Raw genomic sequence first — 19237 nt, 5'->3', positions numbered from 1 at the left:
CACGTTGGGTGCTCGCCCCTCTCTGGTCGTGTGTGTGGAGGTGACATCGAGGTCACACCCGCCAGAATCTCCCCTGCGGTGCCTTCGAGTCTGCTATTCTAGATGATGTGAGTGAAAACGGGAGGTGAATCGTGGGAGTTCGTCGTGCGGTGACATCCGCTGCTCTCTGTGTCTGCGCGATTTGCCTGCTAGCATCCAGCTGTAGCGATGATTCCACCGGCCCCGAATCCCCGCAGGGCATTGTGCTGGTGGAAGTCTACCCGACCGGATCGCACTTCCATTGGGAGCTTTTCCGCGACGACGAGTCGCTCGGCGAGTTCAGCGGCAGTCGGACGCGATACTCGATGGCGGACGGCGAATACAGACTGGAATGGAAGCCGGAGGAAGGGTGGGCGACTCCGACCGAGAATCCGCAGTCCGGCTTCATCCGCGATGGTTCGGCGCTCCGTTTCGCGGGTGTGTATCACAGCCCATCAAGCCCAGCCGTCGTTCGCATCAATGTGGAACCCGACTTCCTCAACGCTGGCTGGTCGCTCGACATGCCTGGAGGAGTCAGGGCCGAGGGGACCGGAGATCAGACGCTGCTGGGCGTTCCGGCCGGCCACTATCGCATCGAGTTCGACGACGAACCCGGCTGGTCGGTCAGCACCCAGAATCCAATCGAGGCTGACCTGGAAGAGCTTGAGGATGAGACCTTTCAGGCCATCTACGAACAGGCGCCTGGAGGAAGCTTCATTCGGGTTCAAGTTGAGCCGCCAGCTCTCCCCGCTCCCTGGTCCTTGTTGTGCGCAAATGGCGCCACGATGCTCGGCCAGGGTTCCCTACTGCTCACCGGCATGACGCCGGGGGACTACACGATCCAGTGGCTTCCGATTGATGGCTGGCAGCAGCCTGAAGACAATGTCGTAACCCTTCACCTCGGTGACGGGAGTTGGATCGCCTTTGACGGTGAGTTCCAGTACTCCGGGGCCACCGGCGATGTCGAGATCGAGATTCAGCCGGTAGGATGCCCTGCTCCCTGGCATCTCGATGGTCCCTACGGGTTGACTTGGGATGGCGTTGGGGCAGAGCTGTTGCCGGCACTTCCGACGGGCCTCTACTCCGCCGAGTTCGCCGAGGTCGGTGGGTACCTCGGTCCGGCGGAAAGTCAGGACCTGTTCGTGCTGAGCGCAGGGCACACAGTCACGACCTCCGCGGAATTCGAGGTTGATGTCCTGTGGCCGAATGGCCGCATCGGCCTCTACGGGGATTCCGAGGCAACGCAGCGAGTAGTATCGATCCCACCGTTCGAGCTGACGCAACTCTATCTTGTATACACCTTCCCTCTCACGGAAGACAGCGAGAGCCGAATCCTCTTCCGGGTCTCTCCGACGATCTACCCTGGCGACAACGGCGTCAGCAGCTGGGACTGGCTGGGCGCCTATCACTTCCTTTGGAACGGATGGCACGAGTTGCTGCGGGATTTCGCTCCCGATGCAGGTCGCCACTGTCTGCTTGCACGACTAGATCTAGTGAGTACCGACCCTGAGTGGCCGCCTGCGGACACCCTGATCCGAGTGCAGGCCTATGTCAGTGAGTTGCTCCCCCCCAATAGCGTCCCCACTGACACGCTCTGGGTGAACTCATCCCCCTAGCTCTCCTGCTACCTCCCATGACGCGCCTGTGCTAGGATGTCGCCATGGCCAAGAAGAACACCCGCTATCTCTGCAAGGAATGCGGCGCCGAGACCGCCACGTGGCTCGGCCGCTGCCCCCAGTGCGGCGCCTGGGACTCGCTCACCGAGCTGGCCCGCGTCATCGGCAAGCAGGCCGTCGCGCGCGGCCCGCACCCCGCGCCTGCGATCGGCGCGGCCGCCGTGCCGCGTCCGCTGGCCGAGCTGCCGCTGGACGCCAGCCGCCGCCTCACCAGCGGCCTCGCCGAGCTGGACCGCGTGCTGGGGGGCGGGTTCGTCCCCGGGTCCGTGCTGCTGGTGGGGGGGGACCCGGGCATCGGCAAGTCCACGCTCTTGCTGCAGGCCGCGCAGGCGATGGCCGGCGCGGGGCCGGAGCCCGTGCTCTACGTGAGCGGCGAGGAGAGCCCGGGCCAGGTGCGGCTGCGGGCCGAGCGCCTGGGGGCGCTGGCGCCGTCGCTGTACTTTCTCGCGGCCACGGAGCTGGCGCCGGTGCTGGCGGCGGTGGAGCAGCTCGCGCCGCGGCTGGTGATCCTCGACTCGGTGCAGACGGTCGGCGACACCGAGCTCGAGACGGCCCCCGGTTCCGTCAGCCAGGTGCGCCACGTGACGCAGGTGCTCAGCCGCGCGGCCAAGGAGCGCGGCTTCCCGCTGGTGCTGATCGGGCACGTCACCAAGGAGGGGCAGATCGCGGGGCCACGGCTGCTCGAGCACATGGTGGACGCCGTCTTCTACTTCGAAGGCGAGGAGGCCGGGCTCGGCCGCATCCTGCGCGCGGTGAAGAACCGCTTCGGCCCCACGCACGAGATCGCGCTCTTCGAGATGACGGGCCAGGGCCTGCTGCCGGTGAGCGATCCGGCGGGTTTCCTCGGGGGACGTCACCTGAAGGGCGAGGTGGGCTCGGCGGTCACGGTGACCTTCAGCGGCACGCGGCCGCTGGCCGTGGAAGTGCAGACCCTGGTGAGCGCGCCGCGCTACGGCACCGCCGCTCGCGTGGTGCAGGGCGTGGACCCGCGCCGCGTCTCGCTGCTGGTGGCCGTGCTCGAGCGCAGCGCGGGGCTCGAACTCGGCGGGAGCGACCTCTTCGTCAGCGTGGCGGGCGGCCTGCGCCTCGACGACCCCGCCACCGACGCCGCGCTGCTCCTCGCGCTGGCCTCCGGCTTCCTGGGCCAGCCGCTGCCGGACGCCACGCTCGCCCTCGGCGAGGTCGGCCTGCGCGGCAACCTGCGCGCCGGCAGCCATCTCGACGAGCGCTGCCACGAGGCGCTGCGCCTGGGCTTCGAGCGCGTCCTGGTGGCGGGGACGGCCACGCCCGGCAAGGACCTGCCCGCCGGGGCCATCACCGCCGCGACCGACGTGCCCGCGCTCATCGCCGCCTGCGGCCTCGCCCCGGGGCGGCGCCGGGGCGCCGCCGGCCGCTGAGGCGAAGCATGGCCGGCTACACGCTCCGCGCGCTCCGCTATCCGAGCTTCTACCTGGCCGACTACGACGCCGCGGTCGCCTTCTACACCCGGCTCCTCGGCGATCCCGGCACCAACGAGGACGGGCTCCGCGGCTGGCAGCTCGGCGACAGCTGGCTCACCTTCTTCCCCGCCAAGGGGGCGGTGCCGGCGCCGGACGCCAACCCGCGCAACGCCGAGTTCGCCATCGAGGTGGCCGCGCCCGCCGAGGTGGACGTCCTCTACGCCGCCTTCCTCGCGGCCGGGGCCAGTCCCTGCATGGAGCCCCAGGACACGTGGATGTACGTCCCCATGCGCTTCGCCGTGGTGGACGATCCCTTCGGCCTGCGGGTGGACGTCTACTGCCCCCTGCCCGGGGACGTCGATCGCGTTTGAATGCCGCCGCTCCGCGCGGGTAGACTCGGCACGGCGTTGGCCGTATCTCAACCCGGAGGCGATCATGGTACTCAAACGCATCGGCGTGCTCAGCGCGGGCAAGATCCTCGGCATGCTCTACGGGATCATCGGCTTCATCGTGGGCGGCTTCTTCTCCCTCTTCTCCCTGCTGGGCGTCTTCGCTTCGGCCTTCGAGGACGGCCTGGGCGGCTCCCTCATCGCCGGGCTCTTCGGGCTCGGGGCGATCATCCTCCTGCCGATCTTCTACGGCGTCCTCGGCTTCGTGGTCGGCATCGTGGTCTCGGCGCTCTACAACGGCCTGGCGAAGCTGGCGGGGGGTATCCAGCTCGAGCTGGAGTGAAGCTCGTCCGGCACGGGGGGCGGGGGCCGGCGGTGATCGTCCTCCATGGCGGGCCGGGCGCGCCCGGCTCGGCCGGGGGTCTGGCGCGCGGTCTGGGGGACGGCTTCCGCGTCCTCGAGCCCTGGCAGCGGGGCAGCGCCGACGGCGGGGAACTCAGCGTGGCACGGCACGTGGCCGACCTGCTGGAACTGGCGGCGGCGGAGTGCCCAGGCGAGCGCCCCGCGCTGGTGGGCAGCTCCTGGGGCGCGATGCTGGCGCTGGCCGCCGCGGCGGAGGCCCCCGACGCCTTCGCGGCGCTGGCGCTGGTGGGCTGCGGCACCTTCGACGTGGCCGCGCGCGCCCGCATGCAGGACCTGATCGCCGAGCGCGCGGCGGGCGGCCTCGAGGCCGCGATGCAGGCCCTGAACGACCTGGATCCCGACGCCCGTCTCAGCGCCAGGGCTGCGCTGCTCGAGTCCATCTACGGCGTCGACATGCTGCCCGAACCGGGACCGGTCGCGGTGGACGCGCGCGCCAACGCGGAAACCTGGGCCGACATGCTGCGCCTCCAGGCCGAGGGGCGCTACCCGGCGGCCTTTGCCGCGATCCGCGTTCCCGTCATCATGCTCCACGGCGCCGAGGATCCCCATCCCGGTGGCATGGTGCGCGACAGCCTGGAGCCCCATCTGCCCCAGCTCGAGTACCGCGAATGGCAGCGCTGCGGGCACTACCCCTGGCGCGAGCGCGAGGCGCGCGACGGCTTCTTCGCCGTGCTGCGGGCCTGGCTCCAGCTCGCCCGGGGGCAAAACGCCTGACAGCCCCCCGCGGGGCGTGTACACTCCCCGCCGCCACCCGCACGCGAGGAGCCACGCATGCTCAGGACCCTCCTGTCCGCCTGCCTCCTGTTGACTTCCCTCACCGCCCTCGCCCAGCCCGCGGCCACGCCGCCGCCGGGCATGGTCGCGATCTCCGGCGGCGTCTTCACCATGGGCGCCGGCGAGGACGGCGACAACCCCGCCCACACGGTGGAGCTGTCGCCCTTCTACCTGGACGCGAAGGAAGTCACCTGCGCCGAGTACCAGGCCTTCTGCGAGGCCACCGACCGCGACCTGCCCACCTTCTGGGGCATGGCCGACTTCCATAGCGGTCCCGACTTCCCCGACTACCCGGTGGTGGGCGTGAGCTGGGGCGACGCCCGCGCCTACGCCGAGTGGGCGGGCAAGCGCCTGCCCACCGAGGCCGAGTGGGAGTTCGCGGCGCTCGGCGGCGACCCCGACACCCGCTACGCGGTGGGCGACACGCTCGCCGGCAACCTGGCCAGCTACGCGCGCACGTCGCCCAAGGGCACCCGCCCCGTGGGCAGCTACGCGCCCAACGGCTTCGGGCTCTACGACATGACCGGCAACGTGGTGGAGTGGACCGCCGACTACTACGACTGGGACTACTACGGCGTCAGCGCGCCGCTGAATCCCGTCGGCCCCGCCCTCGCCAAGTTCCGCAGCATCCGCGGCGGCGGCTGGTTCACGGGACCGGGCTGCTGCGGGATCGTCTTCCGCAACGGGCTGCGCGGCAACTGGCGCGACTTCAACGTCGGCTTCCGCTGCGCCGCCGATCCGCCGGGGCCGAAGCACGCGACCGTGCGCGCGGCCGACGGCCAGGTGGTGCACGTCGACCTGCACCTGGTGGACGCCGACCGCAGGCGCCCGCTGCTGATCCTCTTCCACCAGGCGCGGAGCAACGCCCGCGGCGAGTACGCCAACGTGGTGCCGCGACTCATGGAGGCCGGCTACAACGTGCTGGCCGTGGATCAGCGCAGCGGCGGCAGCCATCTGGGCGACGAGAACCGCACCGTGGCCGAGCTGCCCCCGGGCGCGAAGGAGCTGCCCTACTGCGACGCCTACCCCGACCTGGTGGCGGCCCTGCGCTACGCCGAGGCGGCGGGACTGCGCGGCCCGCGCGTCGCCCTGGGCAGCAGCTACAGCGCGGGGCTGGTGCTGCGTCTGGCCGTGGAGGAAAAGGACGCGCTCGCCGCCGTCGTGGCCTGCTCGCCGGCGTCGGGGCCGCCCATGGCGGTCTGCGATCCCGCGCCCTGGATTCCCCAGGTGACCCTGCCGGCCCTGGTGCTGCGCCCGGGCTCGGAGATGCAACGCGAGAGCGTGCGCGACCATCTCGCCGCCTGCCGCGCGGCGGGGCTGCAGACCTACGTGGCCGAGGAGGGCGTGCACGGGGCGTCCATGCTCGACCCGGACCGCGCGGCCGACGCCGGCGCCACCTGGCAGGTGCTGCTGGACTTCCTCGGCGGCGTCACGGAGTCCGAGTGACCGCGCTGCGTGAGCACCTGCTGGCCCAGAGCCGCTGGGCCTATGCCGGCGACGCCGAGATGTCCCTGCTCGACGCCCTCGATGGCCTGACGCCCGAAGAGCTCGTCTGGCGCGCGGACAGCGAGCTCTGGACCATCGGCGAGATCCTCTACCACGTCGCCAGCACCAAGATCGAGTACTGCCAGCAGGGCTTCGGCGCCTGGCAGGGCAGCTTCACCCGCTGCGTGGACGACCTGCCCGCCCTCCTCGAGCTGCTGGACCGCGCGCAGTTCCACCTGCTGGAGTGCCTGCAGAGCTGCGACGACGACGCGCTGCAGCAGCCCGTCCGCACGCACTTCCACGGCGAGAGCGCGGCGAGCTTCTTCGGCGTGATGCTCGCGCACGACATCGCCCACGCCGCCCAGATCAGAGGCCTCCGCCGCCGCTACGGCTCGCGCGCGGGCGGCTTCTACCCGGTCTAGGAGGCTTCGTGAGCGACGACGCGCGTACCGTCTACTCCAGCGAATCCGGCCAGCACTGCCCCGACTGCGGGCGGCCGCGCGCGGACTGCCGCTGCAAGGAGCCGGCGTCCGCAGCGTCGCGGGACGGCCTCGTCCGCGTGCGGCGCGAAACGAAGGGCCGCGGCGGCAAGACCGTCACCCGCGTCAGCGGCCTGCCGCTGGCGGGCGATGCGCTCAAGGACTTCGCCCGGCGGCTCAAGCAGCGCTGCGGTGTGGGCGGCGGCATGGACGGGGCGGATCTCGTCATCCAGGGCGACAAGGTGGAGCCCGTGCTGGCCTTCCTGGTGGCCGAGGGCTTCCGCGCCAAGCGCAGCGGCGGATGAAGCCGCGCGGCCTGATGCGGGCGGTCCTGGAGCAGTACGTCCTCGCGCCGGACGGCATCCACGGCGTATCGCACTGGGCGCGAGTCTGCGCCGCGGGGCGCCACCTCGCCGAGGCCGCTGCGGTCGACCCCGACTTCGCGGAGCTCTTTGCGCTGCTCCACGACGCCTGCCGCTGGAACGACGGCAGCGATCCCGAACACGGCGCCCGCGCGGCGGCGCTGGCGATCGCGCTGCGCGGGCAGCACTTCGAGCTGCCCGACGCCGCCTTCGCCGAGCTCCAGCGCGCGCTGACCTTTCACAGCGATGGGCGCGTGGAGGACGTCCCCGCCGTGCAGGTCTGCTGGGACGCCGATCGCCTCGACCTCACGCGCATCGGCGTCCGCCCCTGGCCGCGGCTGCTCTGCACGCCCGCGGCGCGGGCGCTGGCCGCGGGCGAGGGCCAGCTGCCCGCATTCGACAGCACCGCCTTCCTCGCCGCGCGCTGGGGCGTGACCCCGCGCGGCAGCCTTCTCGACGCTCACCCGGAGGACCACCCATGAGCGACGCCTTCCAGGACTACTATCCCGACGATTTCGCCCGCTGCTACGGCTGCGGCAAGGACAATCCCAAGGGCTACCAGCTCAAGACGCGCTGGACGGACGAGGCCGCCGGCGAGACCGTCACGGCCTTCACGCCCCGGCCCGAGCACACGGCGATCCCTGGCTTCGTCTACGGCGGGGTCATCGCCTCGGTGATCGACTGCTCGGGGACGGGCACCGCCGCCGCCGCGGCCTACCGCGCGGTCGGCCGCAAGATCGGGGAGGGCGAGGCCTTCCGCTTCGTCACCGGGCGCTTGACGGTGAACTACCTCAAGCCCACGCCGCTGGGCCCGGAGCTCACGATCCGCTGCCGGATCGAGGAGGTGAAGGGCCGCAAGGTCACGGTGAGCGCGGAGCTGAGCGCGGAGGGCGTGGTGACCGCCACGGGCGAGGTGGTGGCGGTCCAGATTCCGGACGACTTCGGCCGCTAGGGCCGGTCCGGTGGCGGTAGGGGTGGGGGTCTGCTAGACTACGGGCCCCCCTCCCCGATTCACCAGGAGTCTGCCATGTCCGTGAAGCCCGTTCCCGACGGATACACCACTCTCACCAACTTCTTCTCCGTTCAGGGCGCCGACAAGTTCTGCGCCTTCCTCGAGCAGGCCTTCGGCGCGTCCCATGTCCATCCGCCCATGAAGCGCCCCGACGGCGCGTTTTCCCACGCCGAGATGCAGGTCGGCAGCTCGCGCGTCATGATCGGCGAGGCGCGCGATGCCTCCGAGCACCTGCCGACGATGCTCTACATGTACGTGGAGGATTGCGACGCCGTGTTCAAGCGGGCCGCCGCCGCCGGCGGCGAGACGATCATGCCGCCCACCGACATGTTCTACGGCGACCGCCATGGCGGCATCAAGGACGCGTGGGGCAATCAGTGGTGGATCGCGACGCACATCGAGGACGTCGAGCCCGCCGAGATGGAACGCCGCATGGCGGAGGAGATGGCCAAGCGCGCGGCCGAGGGCAAGTAGGCGCCGGGCGGCGGCCTCCTCGTTGGCCCGGCGCCGGAGGCAGCGATGAAGGCATTCCGAATCGTCGAACACGGGGACGCCGCCGCCTTTCTGGAGCGCGCCACGGAGTGGCTCCTGCGCGACGAGGCCGCCCACAACCTGCTGCTGGGCATCGCCGGCCGCCTGCGCGACGGGCACAACCCCTACGACGATCCCATCAGCCTGATCACCGTGGAGGAGGGCGACGAGGTCGTGGGCTGCGCCTGGCGCACGCCGCCCTTCAACCTGGGGCTGACGGCCATGCCGCCCGCCGCCCTGCCCGCGCTCGTGGAGGCCGTGGGGCGGCTGCACCCCGCGTTGCCGGGGATCCTGGGTCCGCCGGAGGTCGTCCGGGAGGCGGCGCGGCTCTGGGCTGCGCCGCGGGGGCTGGCGCTGCGCGACGACATGGCGCTGCGCATCTATGCGCTCACGGACGTCACACCGCCGGCTTCGCCGCCGCCTGGGCGTTTCCGCCCTGCGGCGCCCGGCGATGTTCCCCGCCTTGCCGACTGGGCCGGCGCTTTCCAGGTTGAGACCAGCCCCGGCGACGCACCGCGGCCCGACCTCACGGGCGCGGTGGAGCGGCTCGTGGCGCAGGCCGTGCTCTGGGTCTGGGAGGACGGCGAGGCCGTGAGCATGGCGGCGGCCGTGTCGCCAACCCCGCACGGTGTGCGGGTGAACTTCGTCTACTCGCCGCCCGAGCGACGCGGCCGCGGCTACGCGAGCGCCTGCGTGGCGGCGCTCAGCCAGGCGCAGCTGGATGCGGGCCGGCAGTTCTGCTTCCTCTACACCGACCTCGCGAACCCCACGTCGAACGCGATCTACCAGCGCATCGGCTACCGGCCGGTGACGGACGCGCTGCAGCTGGGGTTTGCGTCCGGTCCCGTTGACGTACCCGGCGCGGGCCGCTAGACTATTAGTGTTCCAGTGGCTGGGAGGATATCCCTGTGGTCAAGGCGATGGCGAGTCGGATCGAAGCGTGCGTCGCGCTTGCAATTCTCCTCCAGGCCGTGCCGCAAGCAGCCTGGGCCACGCCAGAATACCTGGACTACTCGCCCTACTACCACCATCTGGCTGTGAGTTCCGCCTACGGGGCGACATCCCTGGTCTACGATTCCCCGCTTCTGTTTGTGGGCGGCAAGTCCGTTATGGGCGACTCGGCTGCGGTGCACATCCTCGACCTTAGCCAGCCGGACCTCCCTGTCGAGCTCTCGCTGTTTTCCCTCGATGCCACGCCGTCGACGATTTGCGGTCAACGGCGCAGCGGAGACCTTCTCTTCGTGAGCTGCGACTACGGGCTCTTTGCCCTGGATCTGAGCAATCTCGAGCAGCCGCAACTGCTCTCGGCCCTGCCGCTCTCGTACAAGGGCGAGCTACGGATCAGCGGGAATACCCTCGTCATTGCTGGTGGCAGACGCGGAATCGCGCTTGTCGATGTGACCAACCCTTTGGCGCCCGTCCCGAGGGGGACACTTCAGACGGTGGATGCCTCGGGGATCGCCGTCAACGACACGCTGCTCTATGTTGCCGATGGGCGAGGTGGGCTTGAGTTGGTCAGCATCGCGGATCCAGAGCACCCGCGACGGCAGCACATCACCTCACTCGAAGACAAGACCTTCGACGTGGAGCTCTTCGACGGTTTTGCGGCAGTGACCCACCAGGACGCGGGGATCGCCACCATCGATGTATCGAATCCACTTGACTGGCAGCGTCTGATAGGGGAGAGCGCACCGGCTTCTGTCTCCGGTCTGTCGCGCCAAGGCAATAACCTCCTTACCGTCGATGGCGGCTATTTCAGCAGCATGCACATCTACGACATGTCTAGTCCCAGCACGCCAGTGGAGGTCGAAGAGTACCCTGCCGGGCAAGTGCAGGGTGCGGTGTTCGCAGACTCTGCCCTCGTCACTTCTCACCCGACAGGTGTCGTCATCGACAGACGCCTGCCGCCGGTCACCGCCCCGACGATTGGCTCAGCCCATCTCGGGAATGGCAGTACGCCTCAGGCGATTCAGGGTTGGGGGGGGAAGCTGTTCGTGGCGGGGGTGGGCGGTGTCGAGGTGTTCGATGCCACCGATCCTCGCGACGCGCAGTCTATCGCTCGTTTCCTCTATGGCGTGTCCTGCACCGGATTGGTGCTGGACAATGATCTGGCCTTCGTGACAGGGGCTGGAATCGGCCTTGTCATCTACGATGTTTCCGATCTGACGCAGCTGAGGCAGCTGTCCGCCGCGCCAGCGACCTCCACAGCGACGGCACTCGCCGTAGGGCAGAGTCTCTGCGCCCTCGCATTGCATGAGCATGACCTCCAGATCCTCGATGTCTCGGACCCCGCCCATCCTCGCGCGGTGGGCTACCTAAATGTTGGGTCGAACATCTCGAAGCTTGGCTTCGGGCCTGGGAGAGTCCTCGTGGTCGGGACGGCTGCGGACGGGATGCTTCTCGTCGATTGCAGCGACCCGACGACGCCGACACCAGTCGGCGCCATCACTCGCTCAGAGGCTCCAGAGTCGATCGAGATTCGAGGGAGTCTTGCCCACATCTTGTTTCGCAATGTCGGGTACATCATCGTTGACATCAGCAACTCGTGGGCTCCAGAGATCCTGAGCAGTGTCGGAACTCCGACGACTGGACATGCGCTCAGCGTTGGCGGGGACTACGCGTACCTCAGGTGCCATCGAGAGGGTGTTCAGATTCTGGACGTCGCCGACCCAAGCCAGCCGCGCTGGGTGGGAGCGGTGAATTCCGTGACCCTTCAGGATGCTTCGGCGCTCTGGGCCGGCCCAGAGTGGTTCTGCGCGGGCCGGTGGTCGAGCTTGGAGTTCGGCTACCTGCCCCTGGGTGCAGCGACAGCGGCCAATCGGAAGGCGCCGCGAGCTCCGGGGCAAATCCACCTTGCCGCGTATCCGAACCCAGGCAACCCCACATTCAATATCGAACTCGCACTCGACCGGGCGCAGCGCGTTCGCCTCACGGTGCAAGCGGTCAATGGACGGCACTGCGCAACACTCGATGATAGGCGGCTGGATCCGGGGCTACATCGCTTCGTTTGGGACGGGCGCCGCGACGACGGTCGCCTCGTTGCCAGTGGCGTTTACTTACTCAGGGCCGAAGCAGAGACCATGGATCTGTCGGCAAGGCTGGTCTTGGTGAAATGAAGGCGCACGCTCTTGCCATCCTGTTGCTCTCCTTCTCTGTCATCCCCTGCCAGGGTGAGCCGCGCCTTACGGCCGAAGGAGAACCCATCAAGGCCCCGCGTATTGAAAGGCCCGATGCGGCGGTCGACTCCACACGAGGCTGGCACCTCGTGAACGACGGCAGCTTCGAGTTCGGTGAGTGTGGTGTGTACTCGGACTGGACCTGCATCACCAACACCACGTGCTCGTGGATAGTCGACCCTCTGCCGACGTGGGGTTACCCCGCCTACGAGGGTGAGCTGGTGGCATGGTTGGGGGGCTTCTGTGATGGGGCCAACAGCAATTCCTTCTGCCAAGACATCTACCTCTGGACGCCGCACATCCGCTGGCACTGGATGGGCTACGTTGGCGAGACCAACATGAGCAACTTCGTCTACGTGCGAGTCAACGGCGACATCGTGTGGGCCAAGGAAATGGTCTGGCCGGAGGACCACACCTTTGGGACCTGGGTGACCGAAGAAATCACCTGGGACTACTTGGACGGTGCGCCTGGAGTGTTCGAACTCTGCTTCGAGTTCGAGGCCAGCAGCGGCGCCAACATGCTCATCGACTACATCGAAGTCTACTACTAGCCCGCGCCTACATGTTCCGCCGGTACTGCCCGCCCACCTCGTAGAGCGCCTGGGTGATCTGCCCGAGGCTGGCTACGCGGGCCGTCTCCATGAGCTGCGCGAAGACGTTCCCGCCCGCCAGCGCCACGCCCTTGAGCTTGTCCAGGCTCGCCGCGATCTCGCCGGCGTTCTTCTGCTGCAGCGCGCGGACGTGGGCGATCTGCTCGGCCTTCTCCTCGGGCGTGGCGCGGCGCAGCTCCACCTTGTCGGCGATCAGGTTCTCGGCGTCGGGGTTCAGGAAGGTGTTCACCCCGATGATGGGCAGCTCGCCGCTGTGCTTGCGCATCTCGTAGAGCATGGACTCGTCCTGGATCTTGCCGCGCTGGTACTGCGTCTCCATGGCGCCCAGCACGCCGCCGCGCGCGCTGATCCGCTCGAACTCGGCGAGGATCGCCTCCTCCACCAGCTCGGTCAGCTCCTCGACCACATAGCTCCCCTGCCACGGATGCTCGTTCTTCGTGAGCCCGAACTCGCGGCTGACGATCATCTGGATCGCCATCGCCCGCCGCACGCTCTCCTCCGTGGGCGTGGTGATGGCTTCGTCGTAGCTGTTCGTGTGCAGGCTGTTGCAGTTGTCGTAGAGCGCGAGCAGGGCCTGCAGCGTGGTGCGGATGTCGTTGAAGGCCATCTCCTGCGCGTGCAGGCTGCGGCCGCTGGTCTGGATGTGGTACTTGAGCTTCTGGCTGCGCTCGCCGGCGCCGTAGAGGTCGCGCATGGCCACCGACCAGATGCGCCGCGCCACGCGGCCGATCACCGTGTACTCGGCGTCCATGCCGTTGGAGAAGAAGAAGCTCAGGTTGGGGGCGAAGTCGTCCACGGCCAGGCCGCGGGAGCGGTAGTACTCCACGTAGGTGAAGCCGTTGGCCAGCGTGAAGGCCACCTGGCTGATGGGATTCGCGCCCGCCTCGGCGATGTGATAGCCGCTGATCGACACCGAGTAGTAGTTCCGCACCTGGTGCTCGATGAAGTAGCTCTGGATGTCGCCCATCATGCGCAGGGCGAAGTCCGTCGAGAAGATGCAGGTGTTCTGCGCCTGGTCCTCCTTGAGGATGTCCGCCTGCACCGTGCCGCGCACCGTGCTCAGCGTGAAGGCGCGGATGCGCGCCAGCTCGTCGGCGCTGGGCGTGCGGCCCTCCTTGGCGCGGAAGGCGTCCACCTGCTGGTCGATGGCGGCGTTGAGATAGAAGGCCAGCATGATCGGCGCGGGGCCGTTGATGGTCATCGACACGCTGGTGGAGGGGTGGCACAGATCGAAGCCGGCGTAGAGCGTCTTGATGTCGGCCAGCGAGCAGATGCTGACCCCCGAATCACCAACCTTACCATAGATGTCGGGGCGCTCGTCCGGGTCCTGCCCGTAGAGCGTGACCGAGTCGAAGGCGGTGCTGAGGCGCTTGGCCTCGTCGTTGCGGGACAGGAAGTGGAAGCGCTGGTTGGTCTTCTTCGGGCCGCCCTCGCCCGCGAACTGGCGCTTGGGATCCTCGCCCTCGCGCTTGAAGGGGAAGACGCCCGCGGTGAAGGGGAAGCTGCCCGGCACGTTCTCGAGCAGCAGGTACTCCAGGCGGTCGCCGTGGTCGGCGAGGCGCGGCACGACGACCTTCGGCACCTTGGTGCCGGCCAGGGTCTCGCTGGTCAGATCCACGGTGAACTCGCGGCCGCGCACCTCGTAGGAGAAGCGCTCGCCGCTGTAGGCCTCGCGAAGGTCGTCCCAGCCGGCGAGCAGCGCCGCGTGGCCGGGGCCAAGCTGGCGCTCCAGCTCGCCGATCTTCGCGGCGAAGACGTTCGCGTCCGCCGCGGCGCCCAGCTGCTCGCGCGCGCCACGCAGCTGCTGCAGCCGCCGCGCGATTCCTGCCTGCTCGCGCGCCCGTCGCTTGTAGTCGCGCACGGCCGCGGCGATCTCGCCCAGGTAGCGGACGCGATCGGCCGGCACCAGGCTGTGGCTGCGGCTGGTGCGCGCGATCTGCCCCGCGGGGATGCGGCAGGCGAACCGGGCGCCGCACTTCGCCTTCAGCAGCTCCACCAGGCCGGCGTAGAGGCCGTTGACGCCCACGTCGTTGAACTGGCTCGCGATCGTGCCGTAGACGGGCATCGCCTCGGGCTCCACCTCGAAGCGCTCGCTGGCGCGGCGCATCTGGCGGCGGACGTCGCGCAGGGCGTCCTCGCTGCCCTTGCGCTCGTACTTGTTGATCGCCACCAGGTCGGCGTAGTCGAGCATGTCGATCTTCTCGAGCTGGGTCGGCGCGCCGAACTCGGCGGTCATGACGTAGAGGGCGAGGTCGGTGACGTCCACGATCTCCGTGTCGCCCTGGCCGATGCCGCTGGTCTCCACCATCACCAGGTCGAAGCCGGCGGCCTTGACCACGTCGATGGCGTCGCGGATCGTCTCCGGCAGCTCGCTCTTGCTGCCGCGCGTGGCGAGCGAGCGCATGTAGACCTGGGGGCCGTCGATGGCGTTCATGCGGATGCGGTCGCCCAGCAGCGCGCCGCCGGTCTTGCGCTTGGAGGGGTCGGCGCTGAGCAGCGCGATGTGAACGTCCGGGTTGTCCACGCGGAAGCGCCGCACCAGCTCGTCCAGCAGGCTGCTCTTGCCGCTGCCGCCGGTGCCGGTGACGCCGAGGACGGGGGCATGGCTCGCCGCCGCGCGGGCGCGGACGCCTTCGGCCACGCGCGCCCAGGGCTCGCCGCCGATCTCCGTGAGGGTGATCATGCGGGCGACGGCCGCGTGGTCCTCGCGCCGCAGCGCCTCGGGCGTGGGCACGGGCGCGCCGCGATGGTCATCGGCGGGCAGCGAGGGCAGGTTCAGCGTGAAGTAGTCGCTGCGCTCGAGCAGATCGTCGATGATCCCCGCCAGGCCCATGGTCCGCCCGTGCTCGGGGTCGTAGATGCGGGTGATGCCGTGGGCCTCCAGCGCCCGGATCTCGTCGGGACGGATCACGCCGCCCCCGCCGCCGAAGATCTTCACGTGGCCGGCGCCGCGCTCGGCCAGCATGTCGCGCATGTAGGTGAAGAACTCCATGTGGCCGCCCTGGTAGGAGCTCACGGCGACGGCCTGGGCGTCCTCCTCGATCACGGCCTCGACGATCTCGGCAACGGAGCGGTTGTGGCCGAGGTGGATCACCTCGGCGCCGCCGGCCTGGATCATGCGGCGCATGATGTTGATGGCCGCGTCGTGGCCGTCGAAGAGACTGGTGGCGGTGACCACCCGCACCTGATGGGTCAGGCGGTAGCGGTCGCCGGGCTTGCGGTCGGTGCCGTGAGACGCGTCCAGGGCCATGGGTCCTCCTCGCAAAGGAAAAGGCGCAGGGTCAATCTGGCACATCCCCCGCGCCTTTTCCAGTGCTGAGCGGACCCCGGCGGGGCTGTCCGACCTCAGTAGTCCAGGCTGTAGACCGCGCTCGAGACGTAGCTGCTACCGAAGCCGCCGCCGCCGGCGATGACCCACATCCGCCCGCCATAGACCACGGACGAGTGGGCCGTGATCGGCTCGTAGCCCGCGTCGGCGGCGGCACGCACCCAGCTGGCCCCGTCCTCGCTGTACCAGGCGTCGGAGAGGTCGAGGTAGACGTTGTCGTTGTTGTTGCCGCCCAGCACCCAGAGCTTGTCGTCGAAGGCCACGCTCGTGTGCTGCTGGCGCGCGCCGAAGGGGGCGCTGTCGGTGACGAGCACCCAGTTCACGCCGTCCGCGCTGCGGTAGACCGCGTCGTCGCGTCCGCCGGTCTTCCAGAGCTGTCCCTGGAACTCGGCGATCTGGAAGTTGCCCGTGCCGCCGAACGCCGCGTTGTCGGTCTCGAGGGTCCAGGTGGCGCCGTCCGCGCTGCTCCAGATCTGGGACTGGGAGTAGCTGCCGGCCGCGTCGCGGCCCCCGAACACCCAGAGCTTGCCGGCGAAGGACGCAGCACGCAGTCCGTAGCGGGGCCCGAAGGCCGCCGCGGCCGTGGCCTGCTGCCAGGTCACGCCGTCAGCGCTGGACCACACATCCGCGAATTCGTTGCCCGTGCTGTAGCTGCTGTTGCCGCCGATCACCCACATGCGCCCGTCGTGGACGGCCGACGCGTGCACCGTCCGCCCGGGGAAGCCGGCGTTGGCGGTGACCTCGGTCCAGGTGGCGCCGTCCGCGCTGGACCAGACGTCGTTGTAGCGGCCTCCGCAGCAGGAGCTGCCCGCGATCACCCACATCTTGTCGTCGAAGACCAGGGACGTGTGGCCGCTGCGGGCCGCGAAGGGGGCCGCGGCGGTCACCTGCGTCGCGCTGATCAACGCCTGGGTGGTGAAACTGCGCAGGGCGGTGGCCGTCTCGGCGCCGAACGCGTCGCGGGCGACCACCTTCCAGTGGTAGCTCGTCTCCACGTCCAGCGGCTCGCCCAGGGGGTAGGACGTCCCCGCCAGGCCCGCCACCAGCGGGGCGCTCGGATTCGTGGCGGTGCTGAGGTAGAGGTCGTAGAGGACGGCGTCGCCGTCCGGGTCCACGGCGGTCTCCCAGCTGAGGGTGGGGGCGAGCGGCACGCCGGTGCTGCCGTCGTCGATGCCCAGCAGGTCGAAGGCGTTCGGGGCCGCGTTGTCGCGGGTGCTGAAGCTGCGAGTCGGGCTCGTGGAGCTGCCGCCCTGGCCGTCGTCGGCCGTGACCTTCCAGTAGAAGGTGCTCTGGATGGGCAGCGCCGCGGCGAGGGTGTGCGAGGTGCCGCTGAGCCCGCTGGCCACCGCGGTGGCGGGGTCGGCGTCGCCGTCCAGGTAGAGCGTGTAGGTCACGGCGTCGCCGTCGGGGTCGGTGGCGGCGTCCCAGCTCAGGGTGAGCGCGCCGTCGAGGCCGGTGGCGCCATCGGCGGGTGCGCTCAGAACAACCGCCGCGGGGTCCGCGTTGCTCGGCGACGCGGGATCGCTGCTCGAACAGGCGCCGAGCAGGAGGGACAGCGTGAGGAGGGCCAGCGCCTGGCCCCGAAGTGCCTTCATCGAGTGCTCCTTGGTGAGGGATTCGGAGCGGCTGTTTGTCCGGACGGCGGATCTCCCAAAGAAAAGCCGCACGGCCGAGCAGAGCTGACTCCCACTCAAGCAACGCCATGCGACCCGCACACAAAAGGCGCGGACCTCGCGGCCCGCGCCTTCGTGGCTTTACGCAAGTGCGCGACTAGCGCAGCTTCACCAGCCGCCCGCTGCGCAGCGCGTCCGCCGCCTCCAGTCGATAGAGGTAGACCCCGCTGGCCACGGCGTGTCCCGCGGCGTCGCGGCCGTCCCAGGCGAGGCTGCGCTCGCCGGCGGGACCGGCGGGCAGCGCCAGCTCGCGCAGGCGGCGGCCGGCGGCGTCGTAGATCGCGAGCCGCGCGGCCCCGGCACGCGGCTGGACGAAGCGCAGCGTGGTGCTCTCGCTGAAGGGGTTGGGCGTGCCGGTGACGCGGAGCGCCGCGTCGCCGGGATCGTCACCCACGGCCGAGAGGTCGATCAGCGCCTCGACGGCCGCGCCCAGGTCGGGCCGCGGGCCGATCTCCTTGCTGGCGTCGAGATGGGGCACGCCGGTGTCGTGCAGCAGATCGCGCAGCGCGCTCGGCGTGAGCGGGACGCCGTAGCTCGCCCGGGCGATGCCCTGCAGGCAGAGCGACGAGCCCGTGATCATCGGCGACGCGCCGCTGGTGCCGCTGAAGCCCGACGTGTAGTAGAAGTTCGCGCCGCCGGAGCTGTACAGGTCACCGTAGCCGGTGCTCACGATCGACGAGCCCCAGCCGTGCACGTCCATGCGCGTGCCGTAGTTGGTGAACCACTCGGCCACGCGGCCGGTGGGCGTGCCCGCGCCGACCATGATCGCGCCCGAGTCGCGCACGTTGCGGTCGAAGATGCCGCCCCAGAAGGCCGAGTCGAGGTCCTGGCTGCCGTTGGCGCCGGCCTCGATGCAGACCACGCCCAGGGACCAGCAGCCGGTCCAGATGACGTCGTAGTTCACCTGCACGTACTCCATCGGCGTGGCGCTGGCGCCCGTGGGGTACATCTGCAGCTCGATCAGCCAGACGTCGCCCGCGCTCAGGTTGTCGATGGCGTCCTGGAAGCGGTGCGGCACGTTGGGCCACTCGCCCACGGTGATGGCCTCCACGCCCCAGTTCGTGTCGCTTGCGAAGCCGGTGACGCCGTAGCCGTTGTTTCCGCCGATGATCTCGCCCAGCACCGCGGTGCCGTGGTCGATGTAGCCGGGATCGATGGGCGCGCCGCCCTGGAAGAAGTGGTTGGCGGCGGTGAAGTCCTCGTGGGTGAGCGTCCAGCCCAGCTCCACGTCGATGAAGTGCATGTTCGCGCCGCGGCCGCCGGGCTGGGCCCAGGCGGCGGGGGCGTCCATGCCCGTGGGCGGGTCGTAGAGATAGCCCTGCATGCCGCTGAAGTCGGGCGTGGGGACGAGCGGCGCCTCGGCCCGCAGCGTGGCGGCCGGGTGCGGGTCGTTCAGCACCGCCGGCTCGCAGAGGGGCGCGGGGTGGGCGATCTCAACTATCGGGTCCGCGTTGAAGGCGTTCAACGCGGACGCGAGGGCAGGTCGTCCACCCTCGACCCGCACGTCGTACCACAGCGACAGATCGGGACCCACGCGGCCGCTGGCCAGCTCGCCGGCAGCCTTGAGCGCGGCGCCGCGCTCGGGGCTGATCGCGAAGGTGGCGCGCAGTGCGCTGGCCCCGGCGACGAGCGCGTTGACGTCCGCCAGTGCCAGGCCGCGCTCCGAACGGAACTGCCCCGCCTCCAGCCGGACGGCGCTGCCCTCCACGAACTTCACGTGCAGCCAGGACGGGTCGAAGGTGGCGAGATCGTCCGCGCTCCAGGCGCGGACCGGAGAGACCGGACGGGTGCTGGTGTCCAGGGCGAGGGCGAGGCTCGGCAGGGCGAGCACCAGCATCGCGAGAATGGCGAGACGCTTCAT

17 protein-coding genes are annotated in these 19237 nt (G+C 69.7%); 14 read left to right on the top strand and 3 right to left on the bottom strand.

Annotated features, from left to right (window positions below):
* The first annotated feature begins 248 nt into the window (after window positions 1-248).
* The 14 genes from H6693_09685 (at window position 249) to H6693_09620 (ending at window position 12315) form a co-directional block, all read left to right on the top strand.
* Window positions 249-1634: a hypothetical protein gene (locus H6693_09685; GenBank protein ID MCB9516451.1), complete on the top strand. Its 1386-nt coding sequence runs from the start codon at window positions 249-251 to the stop codon at window positions 1632-1634.
* 44 nt (window positions 1635-1678) lie between these two features.
* Window positions 1679-3091, top strand: coding sequence for a DNA repair protein RadA (gene radA, locus H6693_09680; protein MCB9516450.1), 1413 nt, complete (start codon window positions 1679-1681; stop codon window positions 3089-3091).
* An 8-nt stretch (window positions 3092-3099) separates the two neighbouring features.
* Window positions 3100-3504 carry a VOC family protein gene (locus H6693_09675; protein MCB9516449.1) on the top strand — a complete coding sequence of 135 codons (405 nt, stop codon included), beginning with the start codon at window positions 3100-3102 and terminating at the stop codon, window positions 3502-3504.
* Between the two features lie 64 nt (window positions 3505-3568).
* Window positions 3569-3865, top strand: coding sequence for a hypothetical protein (locus H6693_09670; GenBank protein ID MCB9516448.1), 297 nt, complete (start codon window positions 3569-3571; stop codon window positions 3863-3865).
* Window positions 3862-4659 (top strand): alpha/beta hydrolase, encoded by a 798-nt coding sequence (locus tag H6693_09665; protein ID MCB9516447.1) that lies wholly within the window; start codon window positions 3862-3864, stop codon window positions 4657-4659. The genes H6693_09670 and H6693_09665 overlap by 4 nt, the downstream gene beginning before the upstream one ends.
* A 57-nt stretch (window positions 4660-4716) precedes the next feature.
* A complete protein-coding gene (locus H6693_09660) occupies window positions 4717-6165 on the top strand; it encodes an SUMF1/EgtB/PvdO family nonheme iron enzyme (GenBank protein ID MCB9516446.1) in 1449 nt (482 codons plus the stop codon).
* Entirely contained in the window at window positions 6162-6626 is a 465-nt protein-coding gene (locus H6693_09655; GenBank protein ID MCB9516445.1) for a DinB family protein, read from the top strand. Before H6693_09660 ends, H6693_09655 begins: the two co-directional genes overlap by 4 nt.
* Before the next feature lie 8 nt (window positions 6627-6634).
* Window positions 6635-6988, top strand: coding sequence for a translation initiation factor Sui1 (locus tag H6693_09650; GenBank protein MCB9516444.1), 354 nt, complete (start codon window positions 6635-6637; stop codon window positions 6986-6988).
* Window positions 6985-7527 (top strand): hypothetical protein, encoded by a 543-nt coding sequence (locus H6693_09645; protein ID MCB9516443.1) that lies wholly within the window; start codon window positions 6985-6987, stop codon window positions 7525-7527. Before H6693_09650 ends, H6693_09645 begins: the two co-directional genes overlap by 4 nt.
* On the top strand, window positions 7524-7997 hold the full coding sequence (locus H6693_09640) for a PaaI family thioesterase (GenBank protein ID MCB9516442.1): 474 nt from the start codon (window positions 7524-7526) through the stop codon (window positions 7995-7997). Before H6693_09645 ends, H6693_09640 begins: the two co-directional genes overlap by 4 nt.
* A gap of 75 nt (window positions 7998-8072) precedes the next feature.
* Window positions 8073-8531, top strand: coding sequence for a VOC family protein (locus H6693_09635; GenBank protein ID MCB9516441.1), 459 nt, complete (start codon window positions 8073-8075; stop codon window positions 8529-8531).
* Window positions 8532-8576: 45 nt separating this feature from the next.
* Entirely contained in the window at window positions 8577-9461 is an 885-nt protein-coding gene (locus H6693_09630) for a GNAT family N-acetyltransferase (GenBank protein MCB9516440.1), read from the top strand.
* 35 nt (window positions 9462-9496) lie between these two features.
* Entirely contained in the window at window positions 9497-11704 is a 2208-nt protein-coding gene (locus H6693_09625) for a hypothetical protein (GenBank protein ID MCB9516439.1), read from the top strand.
* The gene (locus H6693_09620) at window positions 11701-12315 is read left to right on the top strand and encodes a hypothetical protein (GenBank protein MCB9516438.1); all 615 of its coding nucleotides are present in this window, start codon (window positions 11701-11703) and stop codon (window positions 12313-12315) included. The genes H6693_09625 and H6693_09620 overlap by 4 nt, the downstream gene beginning before the upstream one ends.
* 7 nt (window positions 12316-12322) lie before the next feature.
* Here H6693_09620 and H6693_09615 read toward each other — a convergent pair whose 3' ends face one another.
* From H6693_09615 to H6693_09605, 3 genes are all read right to left on the bottom strand, one after another.
* A complete protein-coding gene (locus tag H6693_09615) occupies window positions 12323-15625 on the bottom strand; it encodes a cobalamin B12-binding domain-containing protein (protein ID MCB9516437.1) in 3303 nt (1100 codons plus the stop codon).
* Between the two features lie 95 nt (window positions 15626-15720).
* The gene (locus H6693_09610; GenBank protein MCB9516436.1) at window positions 15721-17298 is read right to left on the bottom strand and encodes an exo-alpha-sialidase; all 1578 of its coding nucleotides are present in this window, start codon (window positions 17296-17298) and stop codon (window positions 15721-15723) included.
* 175 nt (window positions 17299-17473) lie between these two features.
* Window positions 17474-19237 carry a S8 family serine peptidase gene (locus H6693_09605; GenBank protein ID MCB9516435.1) on the bottom strand — a complete coding sequence of 588 codons (1764 nt, stop codon included), beginning with the start codon at window positions 19235-19237 and terminating at the stop codon, window positions 17474-17476.

It is taken from the genome of Candidatus Latescibacterota bacterium (assembly GCA_020633725.1).
Lineage (GTDB): Bacteria > Krumholzibacteriota > Krumholzibacteriia > JACNKJ01 > JACNKJ01 > VGXI01.
This window is presented reverse-complemented; position numbering and strand designations above follow the sequence as displayed.